This window comes from Sphingopyxis sp. 10G20-10 (assembly GCF_057365075.1).
Genome location: NZ_CP195117.1, coordinates 2,432,750 through 2,448,190 on the forward strand (window position 1 = coordinate 2,432,750; position 15,441 = coordinate 2,448,190).

Genomic DNA, 15,441 nt, shown 5'->3' on the forward strand with positions numbered 1-15,441 from the left:
CGACCGAATCCGCGCTCTGCGGAACCAAAACCCCGTCATTAGGGTTGCATATTTAGGGTCAACATGGATTAATCGCAAAACCGACAGACTTTCGCGACCAACAGCAAAGGGACGAAAACAATGACGATACGGAAAACCACCGCCATGATGGCGGCCATTACCATGTTGGCCGTCGGGGCCTGTGCACCCAAAGCGCCAAAAGCCCTGCCGCCTGCGCCCGATGGCGGCGACACCTCTGCCGGCTCTGGTTCGGACATCGGCAATGCCATCATTCCGGGATCACAGCAGGACTTCCTCTCCAAAATCTCTGCCGACCGCATCTTCTTTGATTTTGACCAGTATAATATTGATGCCGAAGACATGGCGACGTTGCAAAGTCAGGCAACATGGCTGCGCGCCAACCCCGCTGTGCGCGTGATTGTCGAAGGTCATGCCGACGAACGCGGAACACGCGATTACAACCTTGCCCTCGGCGAACGCCGTGCCAACTCGGCCAAAAATTACCTCGCGACGCTGGGCATCGACCCGTCGCGCATTCAGGTTATCAGCTATGGCAAGGAACGACCTGCCGAACTGGGATCGACCGAAGAAGCCTATGCCAAGAACCGTCGCGCCGTGACCGTGGTCATCGCGCGCTAACCAAAGCGGCCGAAAACAAGCGGCCATAACGGCACTGCGGCCCATGCCGCGAGCGCCGCAAAAGCTCCGAAGGGGATCTGTCGCCGCGCCGGTGTCAGGTCCCCTTTTCGCGCTGTAGCGAGCGCCCAGAGCAGCCCGCCGCCGCTGGCCAGTAACAACATCAGCGGCAGCGCCTGCCAGCCGAGCCACGTGCCAATTGCGGCCACCAGCTTGGGGTCGCCGCCGCCCATTCCCACGACGCCGCGCCAACGACGATAGGCCCAGGCGATCAGCGCCAGAGCCCCCCCGCCGAGCAAGGCGCCAATCCAGCGGTCGAGCAGAACGGTGCCAAGCAACGGCCCGGCGACCAACAATCCCACAATGGCCAGCACGGCGGTGAGCCTGTCCGGAAGCCAATGGTGGCGGGCATCGAACAGCGCGAGGGGCAGCAGAAACCAGCCGAACAGCGCCCATAGCCAGCCGCCGGCTCCCGGCATGACCAGTAACGCCGCCGTCCCGATCAATCCCGCTGCCCATTCGGTGCGGCTGTGTAACGGGTCGATTGACTGGCCACAGGTCCGGCATTTCCCGCGCGACGTTAGGCTCGACACTATGGGAATAAGGTCGCGGACCGTCAGCCGTCGCCCGCAGCCATCGCAGGCCGAACGCCCCGACAGGACCGATCGGCCTGCAGGCCATCGCAGCACCAGCGTCGCGATAAAGCTGCCAAGGGCAACGCCGAGCAGTGCCGCAAGCGCCATCCCGGCACTGGTCGGCAGCCGATCCAGCATCGACAGCATAGTCTAAAAGCGGCCCGAACTGGTCAGCACATAGCCGCCCGCCGCAGATTGGAACCCCAATACGCCGAGCGCCTCCGCCATCGACGGGTCGCGATCTACGCTAATGGCAAAGCGCGCCTGATAGGCACCATTGGCGGTAAAATTGACGGTCAGTTTTTCCATTCCCGACTGGCTGGAAAGCGTCGTCTGAATGTGCCCTTTTACGCAACGCAGCGCGCCCGACAGCCCGCGCGACAAATCCAGCCCGGCAATCGACGCGCCGACGTTCAACCGCACCCGACCATGGGCCGACTGGCAGCGTCCATCCTTGTCGAACAGCGCCTCGACACCGTCAAAACTGATTGTATCGACAGGGACAATGCCCAATCCGGCGGCGGCGCTTGTCGATCCACTCAGGTCTGTGACGCCGAGCATAGAACCGCTACGCAATCGCCCCGACAGTGCCCCAAGTCGGGGGTCCAGCCGCCGAAAACCAATTTCCGTCCGCCCCAAAAAAAGCGGCCCGGGGGCAAGCCATGCGTCGAGCGTCCCGAGCTGAAACACACCAAGCCGCGCATCGCCAATACCCGCCCACCATACCGGCCCAACAACTTCGCGCGCGGTGAAGCCCGACTGACCGGCGCCCGCCAGCTGAAGTGCGAGCCGCATCGGAAAGGTTGCCACGATCAACAGCAGCGCGAACAGCGCCGCAGCAGTCCACCACCGCGCGCGCATCGTCATGTCCCGCCCCGATGCAGCTCTGCGGTCATCCCGACATTTCCGTCGGTTCCCGGCGTCATGGTCAACTGATCAACGACAAATCCCTGATCTTCGAGTGCCGCAAGCCAGCCGGTAAGAACCGACGCCCGCGCGCTTGCGATAGCGATGCTTGCCTGCCGGTCACCGCGCGCCTCGTTCCGGTCGAGCGTCAGGCCGATTTCGCTGGCCGACTGCGCAAGATATTGTTCGATGCTGGTCGTGGAAGCCGGGGCAGTCGACGACGCGGGGGTGATATGTTCGAGCAATTGCACCTTGGTCGCCACCCGTCCTTCGCGCTCGATCGCGGCGCGATGGGCCGTGTCGAGATTGGCAAAGCCAGCATAGACCGGTCGACCTAGCGCCCAGAGCAACACCGCAGCGGCGAGCGCACCGGCGATAGCGACCAACCAGCGTTCGCGCGATGACAGCCCGCTCCACCATGTCCGCGCGCGCTCGATCATGGCACGGTCCTTATCGTGACGACGGCTTGCTGCTCACCATTGGTTCCGGCCATTGGCTGCGCGGTGATGCGATAACCGCGCGACTGGAGCGCGAGCAGCGCCTGATTAATATCTTCGACGCGCGGCGCGGCGAGCGTTGTCGTCAGCGTTCCGTCGGTGCGATGCGACAGGGTCCGCAGCGAAAGCCCCGGTATGTCGCGTATCGCGGCATAAAGAGCCGATGCCGGTACCGAAAAGGCCAGCGGCCCCCCTCCGCTCGCGGCAAGACGGCGGTCGAGTTCGGCCTCGGCCCCGGCGGCGTCATTTGCGGTGACACCAATGCTTTTTGCTGTGTCCAGAACGGCGGCATCGGCACGCCGTGTATCGGCTCCAAGGCGAACCGCGTGGACAATAGGGACAAGCAATGTGACGAGGATGAGCGCCACAAGCAGCCGCTTCATCCACCAGATCCATGCCGGATCGAGCGCCAACGTCCGCTTTGCCTTCCACGCCCCGCTCAACAAATCGAGTGGCGGTGCGGCCAGAGACAGCATCAGCGCCTCGCGCATTTGCTCCGGCGGCAACGGCGTAAGCACCCGATCCCCGATGATCAAAGTATCAAGGTCAGGGTCGGACAAGAACGCCTGATCGGGCAAGCGGATCAGCTGCTCGTCGCCAACTTCAGTCGACCAGGCCGCATCGTCGGTGGGCGGCGGGATCATGGCTGCCGCGGGAATGATCGCGCTCGGCGTCAGCTTATGCGCCGTAAGCCAGTCCTGCCACGCTATCATCGCCGCCTGCGTTGTCACCGCAACCGGCACCGCCTGCCCCGCAGTCGCCGGCAATCCCGCTACGATATGCAGGTCTGCGGCATCGCCCAGACTATCACGCAGCGTGTCGATGCGTGCGGCGGCGGCGGCCTGTGCTGGTGCGGCGTCGGGATAGTGCCGCCAGCGGACGGGAACGTCGATTGCCGGGGCAAGCGCAACAAGCTGATCAGACGGGGCATCTGCTTTGGTATTGGTGACCCAGGCATCAACCCAAAGATCGTCTTGTCCCGAATCGACAACGACGGAATCGTCAACGCGCAACCACGGGACCGACGTCACTGGTGCCTGTTCATCGGCAAGCATCGCTAACGGGGGCAGCCACAGGATAAGGGTCTGCCCCATGCTAATCAGGCTCGCCCCAGTCGCGTCGCACAATGCGCGGCGGATTTTCCGGCCCGAATGTCGGCGCGCCGCCATTGGCATCGATGAGCGATTGTGCCGTCAATTGTCCGTCCCCCATCGCAATATTGGTCGAAAGCGCAAACCAACGGCTGGTCACGCCGGCTTGTTCGGCGACATCGACAGGCGGATCAATCCCGCGCAGGGGACCCGACTGCCAGAATCTTACGCTGCTGCCATAGCCGCCCGCAGGCCGCGCCGCCAGCGCTGCCCGCGCCGCCGACAGGCTGATGTCATTGGGCAACAGCATTGATAACAACGGCGCCTGCGCGGGGGCCAGTGTATTGACGTTCAGTTTCACTTGTTCGGCGACCGGCAAGACACAAATCCAGGGACGCAGCCGCGCATAGATTTTCGGTGTGACGCCGCGCACCGCACGCAGCTCGCTAACGTCCGCCATCTTGCGGTTTGCGGGCAAATAACCGCCCGCCATCGACCGATAGGCCGCATCCTCGGCCCCCAATGGCCCCGCAATATTGTCGCTGTCGATCCAGTCCGCCGCGGCTCCGGCGATTGGCGCGGCCTGCCCCGCTTCCACGCCAACCGCGGTCATCAACGCGGCAAATTGGGCCACCGCCTGTCGCCGCTGGGTTAGTCTGCCGGGGAATGTCTCCGCCGCCAAGCTGTTGAGGTTAAAACAATTATTGGCGTCGCTCAACTTTGCCCGACCCTCGCCGGACGGCAAGGGTAGGATGAAATCGCGGCCCAACCAATCGCCTGCCAAGCTGAGCTTACCGGGGTCGCGGTTTTTCAGGTCAGCGACACGACGCAAAGCGATTTGCTCCGCCGCCATGGCAAAGGCGCGGCCCTGATCGACCGTCGCCGCGCTGGCAGCGATGCGGGTGGCCACGGTCAGCCGGTCGAGCGCGGTCGCAGCAATGACCGCCATGACCGCCACGAGCAACAACACACTCAACAGCGCCGCGCCGCGTTCTCCGGATTGCGGACCGTTCATGGCACGGACACCGGATCGCCCGGCGCTTGCTTGGATAGCGGCGGTGTTGGTGCAGTGAGAAAGAGCATGGTCAGCGACGGACGCGCGCGTCGGGTCAACTGCACCTCGACCGCCACAGGCAGCACGTCGCCGGGGTCAGAGGTCCAGCTTTGGTGCCATTGCCCGCGCGCGTCCCGATAGCGCACCGCAACGCCGCTTACTTCGTCGATCAGCCGGTCCCCGTCACCCAGATTTTTCCCGTCGAGCATCGGCTGGGTCGCGCGGCGCCATTCATCGCCGACGAGCGCATAGCCGACCCGTTGCAGGCGTGGGCGCGGCGCTCCGTCAAAGTTCGCCGCACCGGCATGGACAAAAGCAAAGCCGCTGGCCGACCCCAAAAAGGCCGGAACAGCCCCTCCGCCAACGCCGCGTGTCGCACGCGGCACCGACTGCGCAAGGTCGTTGCCCATGATGGCGCGCAAGCGGTTGATGCCGCCCATGGATTGAAGCCGACCCTGCACGGCGCCTTGCGTGCCAACGCTGCTGCGCAACAGGCCGACACCCATGGCGGCGATGGCCGCAAACAGCGACAGCGAAACCAGCATCTCAACCAGCGTGAAGCCGGTCTGTTCGGGGCTGAGGCGGAGGGGCGTTTCCCTGATCATTGGCTGGGCCTAATGATGGTCAGCGCCGCCTGACCGCGCCCTGTTTGCGGGCGAGCGATCAGGTCGATGCGCAATAGCGAACTGTCGGCGGTGGGCGCCACCCGCTGCTCGACCGTCCAGTTGCGCCCCGCATTGGTGACGGTGATGCGGCGTGTGCCGATGGTCGGCGGTGCAGTATCTGTCAGCAATTCAACGCTGCGGTTCTGGGCGACTATTCCGGCCAGCGTCGTGTCATCCAGATCGCCAGCCGTGCGAATGGCATAGGCATCGAGCCGCACCAGCGTCAGCGCGGCAATGCTGATAATACTCAGCGCGACGAGCATTTCGATAAGCGTAAAGCCCGCTTCGTCCAAAGGATCAGGCGACGACAAATTATTTCCCACGGCTGATCTCTCCGGTCGCCGTGACGCGCACAGTCTGACGCGCATCCCCCGCCGTCAGCACGATCACTTTCGGCGTCGGGCTTGTCCCGACCGTGTCAAAGATCACCCGCGCCACCGGCTGCGCATTGTCGCTCGAAAATCGGATGTCCGAGGGCCAGTTGCGCTGGGCAAAGGCGCGACCGGGCAACGCCTGCCAAGCACCATCAAATCTGCGTTCAAAACCATAGCCCGACGGCGCAAAACTGACCGCGACGCTGCGCCCGTCGATCACCGCGACATCGCGCGCGGCGGCAAGCCGCGCGGACAGCCGGTCGGACTCGCTACGCAACAGACTGTCATCATTGGGAAGGGTCAGGACAACGACTGTCGCCGTCAGCGCCATGATCGCCAAAACGACCATCAATTCAACTAGCGTGAAACCAGCCGTCTTATGGTCGTCTTTGACGGGCGCCTGCCCTCTATAAATCGCCGCCATGGATATCCGCATTGTCGTCCGTTCCACCGGGCGCACCATCGGCCCCCAAAGACCAGACGTCAAACGGCTTCCCCTGCGGGCCCGGCGACTGATAATTATAGGGCCGTCCCCACGGATCGTCAGGCAATTTCTTAATATAGCCACCGCGGCGATAGCGCTCGGGCTGGCTCAGCCCAGGCGGCTGGGTCACAAGCGCGCCAAGCCCGTTATTGCCGGCAGGATAGGTCAGATTATCGAGTCGGTACATTTCAAGGGCGTTTTCCAGCGTCGCAATATCCGCCTTGGCCTTGGTCACCATGGCTTTGTCCTGACTGGGCAGGACGTTGATGATGACAACCGTAGCCAGCAATCCAATGATGAAAATCACCACCATCAGCTCGGTCAGGGTGAATCCGGATTCACGCTTTTTCCTGTCTCGTCTTTGAGGACGGGTGGGATCGATCATAAGACGAAAGAACAACTGCATCAGCGACATATACATTATAATCCGGCTAGATTCTGCAACTGAAGGATAGGGAGAAGAATTGCGAGAATGATAAGAGCGACACATGACCCCATTATGACAATTATGACGGGCTCTAGTAACGCCATCGAAGCAGCGGTAAAGCGGTCGAATTCGCGTTCCAGATAATCAGCGGCGCGTTCCAGCATCACATCCAGACGCCCCGCGCTTTCACCGCTGGCGGTCATATAGACCAGCAAGGGCGGGAACACCCCCGCATCGCGCAGACCGGCCGAAAGGCTGCCGCCAGCCCGCACCTGCGCAACCAGAGCTTCGGTCGCGTCGGCCAGTTTGCGGTTGCGGATCGTCGGCACCGTCAGGCGCAGACCCTCAACCAAAGGCAAGCGGCTCGACACCATCGTCGCCAAGGTGCGAGCAAAGCGTGCCGCATGGAGATCGCGTAACAGGCGGCCAAGCAGCGGCAGACGCAACAGGCGGGCATCGACCGCCGCCTTGAAATCGGGCCGCCGCATCGCCTGAACCCAGCCAATTGTCACGCCAGCAAACACCAACAGAAAGAGCCACCACCATTGCGCCGCCAAATTGGATAAGCCGATGACGGCGCGGGTCAGAAAGGGCAATTGCTGGCCGACGTCGTTGAACTGTTCGACAACGCGCGGGACGACAAAGATCATCAGCGCCGCGACAACGCCCATCGCCACAATCGCGAGCACAACCGGATAGGCCAGCGCCGCGATCAACTTGCCGCGCACCTCGGCCTGACGTTCGAGCAAATCGGCGAGGCGCGCCAATATGGTCTGCAAGCTGCCGGTGGTTTCGCCCGCCGCGACCATAGCGCGATAAAGCGGTGGAAAACTGTCAGGCTGACGGGTCATCGCATCGGCGAGACGCCGCCCCTCCAGCAAACCGGCATGGACGTCGCCAATCACGATACGCGCCGTCTCCGCCTCGCTTTGCCGCATTAGCGTGCGTAGCGATTCTTCGAGCGGCGCAACCTCGACCAAAGTCGCAAGCTGACGTGTGAACAGTGATAATTGTTTGCTCGACAAGCGCGTGCGCCGCCAGTTGAGCAACGCGCGCGCGGACGGCTTGGCTCCGGCACTGTCAATGGCAACAATGTAAAACTTACGCGCGATGAGGTCGGCGCGCGCGGCATCATCGTTCACGGCGCTCAACCTACCCTTGCGCTCACGACCCTTGGGATCAATCGCAATATAGCGATAATCAGGCATCGACATCTTCGCGCCGCGCGACGCGGATCGCTTCTTCGGCTGTTGTCAGCCCCTTGCTGACCATCACCCGCGCCGCAGATGCCAATGTCGGCGATTTCAAAAAGGCATGGCGGGCGATCATCGCTTCGTCGCCGCCATTGTAGATATAGTGGCGTACGGTTTCGTCGACCTTGATCGCTTCGAACACCCCTATCCTGCCCTTATACCCTGTGCCTCCGCACTGATCGCAACCTTTGGGGCGCCAGATCAGCGTCCCGATATCAAGCCCTAGCATCGCTGCGATGCCATTGTCAGCCTGCACCGGTTCGCGGCACGTCTGGCACAATTTACGCACTAGTCTTTGAGCCAGCACAGCGCGCAAAGTCGAGGCGAGCAAAAAGGGTTCGACCTTCAGATCCTTGAGCCGCGTAATCGCGCCGACCGCGTCATTGGTGTGGACAGTCGACAGCACCAGATGGCCGGTCAGCGACGCCTGCACGGCGATGTCGGCGGTTTCGCGGTCGCGGATTTCGCCTACCATCACCACGTCGGGGTCCTGACGCAATATGGCGCGCAAACCGGCGGCGAAGGTCAGGCCGACCTTGGTATTAACCTGTGTTTGACCGATGCCATCGACGGCGAATTCGACCGGATCCTCGACGGTCAATATATTGCGCTGACCATCATTCAATTGTTTGAGTGCAGCATAGAGACTGGTCGTTTTACCCGATCCAGTTGGTCCAGTGACCAAAATGATCCCATTCGGCTCAGCTAAAACCTCACGCAAAATCCGGTCGGCCTCCCCAGACAAGCCCAAAACATCGAAATCAATCCCCGCTGCATCCTTATCAAGGATACGCATGACCACCCGTTCCCCGGCGCGGCTGGGCAAAGTCGAAACACGGACATCGACCGCCTTGCCAGCGAGGGTCAGCCCGATGCGGCCATCTTGCGGCACGCGACGTTCGGCGATGTCGAGCCGTGCCATCACCTTGATACGACTGACGACGACCGGAGCAACATGCGGCGGCATCCGCAAATGTTCGCGCAACACCCCGTCGGTCCGCATCCGCACGACAAGCCCGCTTTCATAGGGCTCGATATGGATATCACTGACCCCCTGTCGTACCGCTTCAGCGATAATCGCATTGATGAGCCGAATGGCAGGAGCATCGTCGGCGCTGTCCAGCAAGTCCTCTGCGCTCGGCAGGCTAAGGTCGATATCCCCGCCTTCGAGCGAGCCCGCCATCGCGGCTGCCGTACTATCCACGGCATAGTGATCGGACAAAAGTCGGTCGAAATCAGTCGGATTGGCAGTCACGACGCGCAGTGGTTGCGCAAGATAGCGTTTGACCTCGATCAACACCGCCGGATCGCTGCCTTCTCGCATAGTCGCAAGCCATCCCCGTTCGTCGTTGGCGGCGATCACGACGCCATGCTGGCGCGCAAAACCGTAGGGAATATCAACCGCCGCGCCGTGCGCCACAGGGATAGGCGCGATATCGCTCACCTTGGTGCCCCGTCGGGCTGAGCGGTCGTGGCAGCGGCGGACGGCGGCACATCGGCGGGCGTCACCGAACCGTCTGAACTCCGCAGCGCGGGCAGATCGACAGGGCCGACCCGCACATCGTCCGGCGACGGGAGTGAAGGCGGAACGGTGCCCATATAGTCGCGTACCAGAGCATCGATTGCGGGCTCTTCGTCCGGATTGCGCCGTTTCTGAACGTCACGTATATAGCCATATCGCCGCGCCGTCAGCGCCGCATTGTCCTCGCGATTGCGCAGAATTGTAGGGCGGATAAATACCATCAAATTGGTCTTTGACCGCGTGCGGCTGCGCGATTTGAACAGCTCGCCAATCAACGGAATATCACTGAGCAGCGGAATTTTCTCGATCGTCCGCCGTTCATCATCGTTGAGCAAGCCGCCGATGGCCAAAATCTCGCCATCATCGACCGTCAGCGTTGTTTCGAACGAACGTTTATTGAGGATAAGGTCGCTGCTGCGCGAGGATACAGGCCCCGCAACGCTCGACACTTCCTGACGCAGAAATAATTTGACCTCGCCCGCCGCATTGACCTGCGGCGTGACTTCCAGCTTGATGCCCACCTCTTCGCGTTGAACGGTGCGAAAGGCGTTATCAAAATTCTTTGAGAGGGCTTCGCCAGTCGTAATCGGTACCTCTTGCCCGACCAGGAATTTCGCCTGTTGATTGTCGAGCGTGACGATGTGCGGGGTTGCGAGCAGGTTGGATTCTGTGTCCGACTTCACCGCGTTCAAAATCGCTCCGAACACCGTATTTTTGCCAAGCGTCCCCGCAAAGCCGCCGAACCCGCCCGTGGCGCTGAGGATCGAGGCTGCGGCGGCTTCCTGCAAGCTGTTGCCGAGTGCGCTGCTGGTCTGGGTCACTGTCGTCGTGCCGTTGACCGTCGTGGTTTGCTGCGACAATTCATTCGCGGCCACCGCGCCGCCAATGGTCAGGATATTGGGGACGGCATTGCTGTAATTGGTAGCCGCAAAAGGAGCATTTTTGCCGCCGACAAGGAATTGGACGCCCAGCCGCTTCGCCGCGTCATTGCCGATTTCGACGATAATAGCCTCGACCAGCACCTGTTCGCGGCGCGTGTCGAGCTGACGGATCAACTCGCCCAGCATCCGTTGTACATCTGGATTGGCGGCGACGATAATCGCATTGGCTCCTTCATAACGGGTGACGATAGCGGGCCCGCGCTTGGCGATACCGTTTCCGTCGCCGCCAGAAGAAGCGGCCACCACAGGCGCGGCAGGTTTGACGCCCGCCCCGCCCTGCTCTCCGCCCGACGACGCTGTGTTCGTAGCCGAAGGCGCGGGGCCGCTCCCGCCGCCAATCAGTTGCTGCAAAGTGGGCAGTAAGGTTTCGGCATTGGCATGTTCCAGCCAATAAACGCGCAATTCGGTGCCAGCGGCGGCGCGCTGGTCCAGTTCGCCCGCCATCTGGACAAAGCGCGCCACCATGGTGGCATCGCCGCGCAGGGCAATCGCATTGCTGCTGTCAATCGGAACCACGGTCAGCGGAGCCGCCCCGCCCTCATTCGTCGCCGGTGCCAATGCCTGCAACGCGGTCGCAATTTCGCGCGCTCCGGCATTGCGCAAGGTCACAAGCTGGCTGGTCGAATTATCCTTGTCGATGCGCGCAACCAGCGCCCGAACGCGCCGGATATTGTCGGCAAAGTCGGCGATGACCAGACTGTTGGCGTTGCGATTGGCGGTCAGCGACCCTTGCGGGCTGATCAGCGGGCGCAGTGTTTCGACCGCCGCGACCGAATCGATATGCTTCAAACGCACAATTTCGGTCACAAACTGGTTTTGCGCCGCGCTATCGCTGCCGATCCGTCCTGGCTGGCTCGCCGCGCCGTCGATGGGCTGGACCCGATAGCTGCCGTCCTGACCCGGAATGGCGACAAGACCGTTGGCACGCAGGGTCGACAGAAAGATTTCGAAATATTCCGAACGCGACAGCGGCCGGTCGGTGACAACCGACACTTTGCCGTTGACGCGCCCGTCGATGACAAAGGTGCGTCCGGTGATGCGCGCGGCATCCTGAATGAAGGCGCGAACGTCGGCATCGCGGACGTTCAGCGTATATTGTGCCGACGCAGGGGTCGCGGACACGAGCGCGGCGGCCAGGAAAAGAGATAATCTAAATCGCATAAAAATCAGGACTTTGACAAAAACAGGGCAACGGGAACGACGCTAGCACCCCGTTCGACCTCAAGCGAGATGCGGGCACCGGGAGTCAATTGATTGGCGAGTGCGGCAGCGTCGGACGGCGAACCGATCGGACGGCCATTGACCGACCGTATAACATCACCGGGTTTCAGTCCCGCGGCGCGAAAACTCGATCCATCGCCTTGCGGCTGGACCACCAGTCCGGTGACGCGGCCATCCTCGGTTCGCGGCGAAAAGCCGACCCCGCTTTTAAGCGCGGCAGGAGTGAGTTCGCCGCTGGCGGTTGTGGCAGGCGTAGAGCCTATTTCCGGTGTCGGCATCAGCGACGGGGCTGCCCCCGGAACGGCAAGCGGAGCTGCGCCGCTCTGGTCCAGATAAAGGCTTTCACGCGCGCCGCCATGTTCGATCAGCACATGATCAAAGTCCACCGCAACCAACCGCACGCCCAGCGCAATTTCATCGCCCACGGCATAGCTTGACTGCACATCATCCTCGCCAGCGATGATGGCGGACCCGCCGCCGGTCGCTTCGTTGATATTCACCCCGAACAGCGTCAGCCCCAGCGAGGTCACACTGGCCTGTCCCCCGGCCTGAACATTGCTGCGAAAAAAGGGATCGAAGCCCGCAAAAAGCGCGCGCCGTTCCGCTGGAGACGCGATGACCGCCGTTTGGGGCTGCCAGGCGCCAACCGGCGATAGCGGCACAATAATAGCCCACATCAACCGCACCAATTGCAGGATCAAAAACGCGCCCAGCAGGACGGCAACCAGCAACGGTCCGATTTGTCGCGGCAACAGCGGGCGCAGACGCAACCATGCTGGTATATGAAGCCATGCTTTAGCGGCCGGTCCGGTCAGCAGCGTTGCCATGTAAGTGTCCCTGTCCCCTGAAAAAATCCGTCCCCGAATCGCTTAGGCGCGATTAATGACATTCGCCTGACAGAAAGATTACAGCTTTTTGGCACTGCGAACAGAGCGACCCGTCCGGCAACATTGACCGGACCGGTCTAGGGGGAGAGAATCAGAACTTCAAAGAGGCACTCAACGCGACCGTCCGACCAACACTATAGAGGTTATAATAGATTTTATTCGTGCCCAGCGTCTGGGACTCTTCATAACGTCGACCGGTCAGATTACGGGCTTCGAATTTCAATTCGACCTCTTTACCCCAGGCCATAAAGCCCTGACGCGCAACGAAATCGATCCGCAACCCCGGCTTTTCAACCAAATCAGGCTGCCCCACCGGGCCGCGGCTGGTGACCCGTGAACTGCTATAGGTAAACAGGAACGTCTGTTGGGATAGGCGATCCTGATCCTCCATACCGATTTGCAGATTCCCGACATGATCGGCCTGTCCGGTGAGCGGCGAGCCATTACGGAAAAAATTGAGTGCGGGCTGCACCGCAGTGCCGAACACCGCAACCGTATCATTGGGGCCCACCCGCAATTTGGATTGCGTGTAGGTATAATTGGCAACGAAGACGAAGCGACGTGGTGCCCAGAAATCACTGTCGCCAAGCCCCGAAAGATCGAAATATTTCTGAACTTCAAACTCAACCCCATAAAGATTCGCACGCGGCGCATTGGCATAGCTCGTCTGCGGCTGGTTATCCGAAAAGCCTGTGAAAGCTTCGATGGGCTTATCGATCTTTTTGTAAAAGGCCGCGACCGTTATCCGTTGATCTTTGGCGAAATACCATTCGAACCGCCCTTCGGCATTGGTCAGGCGGCTGTCGGTCAGCAACGGATTGCCGCGATATTGGCGGTTAGTTTCGGGATCAAAATACTGCTGAAAAATCAGCTCGCGAAACTGAGGTCGGGCGATAGTCTTAGACGCGCTCATCCGGATTTGCATGTCCGGAGAAAATTCCCACGTCAACGTGGCTGCTGGCAGCCAATAATTATTGTTAAGGTTGGTCGACGCAAGCGAACTGCTGGGAGTGGTAAACAACTGGATCGGTGAAACCGTCTGCTTCGCCGTTTCATAGCGCACACCTGCCGAAACATTCAGCCCGGTCGCCAGTTCAGCCTCAAGCTGCCCATAGCCGGCATGGGTCGTCAGACCCGCAGCAAAAGCCGGATCGCTTTCGGTCGTTTCAACCATGGCGATCTTGAACGCCTTGATGACCGAAGGCTGCAGCAAATAGTCGGGCCGGAACAGGCCGACAGCAATGGGAAAATCGCTTGGTGCGATAAACTGAAATTCGCGCCGAGAAGAAGTACGGCTGGTATCCGAATAGGCATAACCACCCGACAGCGTCACTGCCGGAGCCAGACGATAACTCAGGTCCGCTCCCCCCGACCATAAATCTTCATTCAGGTCGGAAAAGGCGACAGACGCGCTGCCATTTTGGCCGTTGTTCAAGCGATTGACGAACAACTGTCCATATGGATCGGTCTCGCGGTTGGAACGGACATAGCCGAATGACAGTTCAAACGGTGCTTCGCGCTGTGAATTGGCATAACCGCCACGCAGATCAAGGCGAAGATCGCCAAATTTAAACTCGCCAACCAACTGCGTATCGATGAGTTGGCGTTCATACCATGCCGTATCCTGATTCAAACGGGTGAAACCTGTCGTCGCTTCCGACCCCATGCCCAGCCGCGTTTGTTTCAACGTGTCGCGGACATAGAAATTGGTCCAGCGGATCTTGTTCTCGCCGAACTCCAGCCCGAAGCCAAGCAATCCGTTTACCACGATGCGGTCGTCGGTAATCACCCGTTCGAAATTGAGCTCTTTTTGCGACAGATCGGCGGTCGATGGTGTTTGCTGAATGGTGTCGCGAGTCTTCAGCTTGTTGCTGTACCCTGCTGTTGCGATCAGCCCCAATCGCGCATCGCTGCCGATATCCCATGCTGTGCCGGCGGTAACCGAGGCGGAAAAATTGGGCGGCAGGTGCCGGTTACGCTGCACCAGCGAATTGCGCGCTGTGACAATCTGGCTGCCGATCGCCTGTGTATCAACGGTGCCGTCGCCGATCCGTGCACCACTATCAAAGAAATCCTGCAACGCAGACGGCGTGTTACGTGTGCCATTATCAAAACCCGTCCAGTCGGTGCGACTGCCATAATAAGTATAGCCAATCCGGTTGGTCGTTTCGGTGTCAAAGCCGATGCCGCCGCCCAAAGCGAGGAAGCTTTCCTTTGGCACCGCCTTGGTCGTCAGGTTGATGACACCGCCGCCAAATTCACCTGTAAAATTGACCGAATAGCTTTTCTGAACCAGCGACGAAGCAATGACATTGGTCGGGAAAAGGTCGAGCGGGACGACGCGCTTCAGCGGCTCCGGGCTAGGAAGAGGCGACCCGTTAAGCAGCGCCAGCGAATAGCGATCACCAAGACCACGAACATAGACATAGCCGTTGCCGACCACGCTTAGGCCAGTTACGCGGCCTAGAGCTCCGGCAATATCGCCTTCGCCGGTGCGGGCGATGTCGGCGGTCGACAGCACCGACACAACTTCGGGCGTCGCACGGATGGCGTTGGGAATAAATTTGCCCGTCACGACAATTTCCTGATCACTGCCGCCAGGCAGAGAGACATCAGCGTCGTTTTTGTCCGGGGAAGCCGTCGCCGGAGCTTGGGGCTGAGCGGCAGAGGACGCCGCCACATCGGGACTTGTCTGCGCCCAGGCCGAAATTGGCGCCGCCAGCGCAGTTGTAACAAGCAGCAGGCTGGCAAAAGCTAACGGCTTCGACATGGTCGGGACCCCTTGGTTTTCTTGGTATGGCGAGACGAAGCGTCGCCCGATGGCCACGCTTCGTCTCTGGCTCAGTCA

The 15,441-nt window shown here is 60.8% G+C and carries 15 protein-coding genes; 1 reads left to right on the forward strand and 14 read right to left on the reverse strand.

Annotated elements, in window-relative coordinates:
• Positions 1–120 precede the first annotated feature (120 nt).
• Complete coding sequence (gene pal, locus ACR3XE_RS11805; protein WP_473699997.1) at positions 121–639, forward strand: peptidoglycan-associated lipoprotein Pal; 519 nt, start codon at positions 121–123, stop codon at positions 637–639.
• On the opposite strand, the gene ACR3XE_RS11810 is transcribed toward pal, so the two are convergent.
• The 14 genes from ACR3XE_RS11810 to ACR3XE_RS11875 form a co-directional block, all read right to left on the reverse strand.
• Positions 636–1,409: a prepilin peptidase gene (locus ACR3XE_RS11810; RefSeq protein ID WP_473699996.1), complete on the reverse strand. Its 774-nt coding sequence runs from the start codon at positions 1,407–1,409 to the stop codon at positions 636–638. The two genes, pal and ACR3XE_RS11810, sit on opposite strands and share 4 nt — an antisense overlap.
• A gap of 12 nt (positions 1,410–1,421) precedes the next feature.
• Positions 1,422–2,138 (reverse strand): type II secretion system protein N, encoded by a 717-nt coding sequence (gene gspN / locus ACR3XE_RS11815; protein WP_486185761.1) that lies wholly within the window; start codon positions 2,136–2,138, stop codon positions 1,422–1,424.
• Positions 2,135–2,617, reverse strand: coding sequence for a type II secretion system protein GspM (gene gspM / locus ACR3XE_RS11820; RefSeq protein ID WP_473699993.1), 483 nt, complete (start codon positions 2,615–2,617; stop codon positions 2,135–2,137). Before gspM ends, gspN begins: the two co-directional genes overlap by 4 nt.
• Entirely contained in the window at positions 2,614–3,768 is a 1,155-nt protein-coding gene (gene gspL / locus ACR3XE_RS11825; protein WP_486185762.1) for a type II secretion system protein GspL, read from the reverse strand. The genes gspM and gspL overlap by 4 nt, the downstream gene beginning before the upstream one ends.
• A gap of 1 nt (position 3,769) precedes the next feature.
• A complete protein-coding gene (gspK, locus tag ACR3XE_RS11830; protein ID WP_473699991.1) occupies positions 3,770–4,780 on the reverse strand; it encodes a type II secretion system minor pseudopilin GspK in 1,011 nt (336 codons plus the stop codon).
• Positions 4,777–5,424, reverse strand: coding sequence for a type II secretion system minor pseudopilin GspJ (gspJ, locus tag ACR3XE_RS11835; protein ID WP_473699990.1), 648 nt, complete (start codon positions 5,422–5,424; stop codon positions 4,777–4,779). The genes gspK and gspJ overlap by 4 nt, the downstream gene beginning before the upstream one ends.
• On the reverse strand, positions 5,421–5,807 hold the full coding sequence (gspI, locus tag ACR3XE_RS11840) for a type II secretion system minor pseudopilin GspI (RefSeq protein ID WP_473699989.1): 387 nt from the start codon (positions 5,805–5,807) through the stop codon (positions 5,421–5,423). The genes gspJ and gspI overlap by 4 nt, the downstream gene beginning before the upstream one ends.
• On the reverse strand, positions 5,797–6,282 hold the full coding sequence (locus ACR3XE_RS11845; protein WP_473699988.1) for a GspH/FimT family pseudopilin: 486 nt from the start codon (positions 6,280–6,282) through the stop codon (positions 5,797–5,799). Before ACR3XE_RS11845 ends, gspI begins: the two co-directional genes overlap by 11 nt.
• Positions 6,266–6,757, reverse strand: a complete 492-nt coding sequence (gene gspG, locus ACR3XE_RS11850; RefSeq protein ID WP_473700297.1) for a type II secretion system major pseudopilin GspG — start codon at positions 6,755–6,757, stop codon at positions 6,266–6,268. The genes ACR3XE_RS11845 and gspG overlap by 17 nt, the downstream gene beginning before the upstream one ends.
• A 5-nt stretch (positions 6,758–6,762) precedes the next feature.
• On the reverse strand, positions 6,763–7,977 hold the full coding sequence (gspF, locus tag ACR3XE_RS11855) for a type II secretion system inner membrane protein GspF (RefSeq protein WP_473699987.1): 1,215 nt from the start codon (positions 7,975–7,977) through the stop codon (positions 6,763–6,765).
• Positions 7,970–9,466 carry a GspE/PulE family protein gene (locus ACR3XE_RS11860; protein ID WP_473699986.1) on the reverse strand — a complete coding sequence of 499 codons (1,497 nt, stop codon included), beginning with the start codon at positions 9,464–9,466 and terminating at the stop codon, positions 7,970–7,972. Before ACR3XE_RS11860 ends, gspF begins: the two co-directional genes overlap by 8 nt.
• Positions 9,463–11,646 (reverse strand): type II secretion system secretin GspD, encoded by a 2,184-nt coding sequence (gene gspD / locus ACR3XE_RS11865; RefSeq protein ID WP_473699985.1) that lies wholly within the window; start codon positions 11,644–11,646, stop codon positions 9,463–9,465. Before gspD ends, ACR3XE_RS11860 begins: the two co-directional genes overlap by 4 nt.
• A 5-nt stretch (positions 11,647–11,651) precedes the next feature.
• Positions 11,652–12,533 (reverse strand): type II secretion system protein N, encoded by an 882-nt coding sequence (locus ACR3XE_RS11870; protein ID WP_473699984.1) that lies wholly within the window; start codon positions 12,531–12,533, stop codon positions 11,652–11,654.
• A gap of 151 nt (positions 12,534–12,684) precedes the next feature.
• Positions 12,685–15,363 (reverse strand): TonB-dependent receptor domain-containing protein, encoded by a 2,679-nt coding sequence (locus ACR3XE_RS11875; RefSeq protein ID WP_473699983.1) that lies wholly within the window; start codon positions 15,361–15,363, stop codon positions 12,685–12,687.
• Positions 15,364–15,441 lie beyond the last annotated feature (78 nt).

Excerpts from the sequence above, each read along its gene's own strand:
- pal (WP_473699997.1), top strand. The coding sequence starts at position 121 with ATGACGATACGGAAAACCACCGCCATGATGGCGGCCATTACCATGTTG.
- ACR3XE_RS11810 (WP_473699996.1), bottom strand. The coding sequence starts at position 1,409 with ATGCTGGATCGGCTGCCGACCAGTGCCGGGATGGCGCTTGCGGCACTG.
- gspN (WP_486185761.1), bottom strand. The coding sequence starts at position 2,138 with ATGACGATGCGCGCGCGGTGGTGGACTGCTGCGGCGCTGTTCGCGCTG.
- gspM (WP_473699993.1), bottom strand. The coding sequence starts at position 2,617 with ATGATCGAGCGCGCGCGGACATGGTGGAGCGGGCTGTCATCGCGCGAA.
- gspL (WP_486185762.1), bottom strand. The coding sequence starts at position 3,768 with ATGGGGCAGACCCTTATCCTGTGGCTGCCCCCGTTAGCGATGCTTGCC.
- gspK (WP_473699991.1), bottom strand. The coding sequence starts at position 4,780 with ATGAACGGTCCGCAATCCGGAGAACGCGGCGCGGCGCTGTTGAGTGTG.
- gspJ (WP_473699990.1), bottom strand. The coding sequence starts at position 5,424 with ATGATCAGGGAAACGCCCCTCCGCCTCAGCCCCGAACAGACCGGCTTC.
- ACR3XE_RS11845 (WP_473699988.1), bottom strand. The coding sequence starts at position 6,282 with ATGGCGGCGATTTATAGAGGGCAGGCGCCCGTCAAAGACGACCATAAG.
- gspG (WP_473700297.1), bottom strand. The coding sequence starts at position 6,757 with ATGTCGCTGATGCAGTTGTTCTTTCGTCTTATGATCGATCCCACCCGT.
- gspF (WP_473699987.1), bottom strand. The coding sequence starts at position 7,977 with ATGCCTGATTATCGCTATATTGCGATTGATCCCAAGGGTCGTGAGCGC.
- gspD (WP_473699985.1), bottom strand. The coding sequence starts at position 11,646 with ATGCGATTTAGATTATCTCTTTTCCTGGCCGCCGCGCTCGTGTCCGCG.
- ACR3XE_RS11870 (WP_473699984.1), bottom strand. The coding sequence starts at position 12,533 with ATGGCAACGCTGCTGACCGGACCGGCCGCTAAAGCATGGCTTCATATA.
- ACR3XE_RS11875 (WP_473699983.1), bottom strand. The coding sequence starts at position 15,363 with ATGTCGAAGCCGTTAGCTTTTGCCAGCCTGCTGCTTGTTACAACTGCG.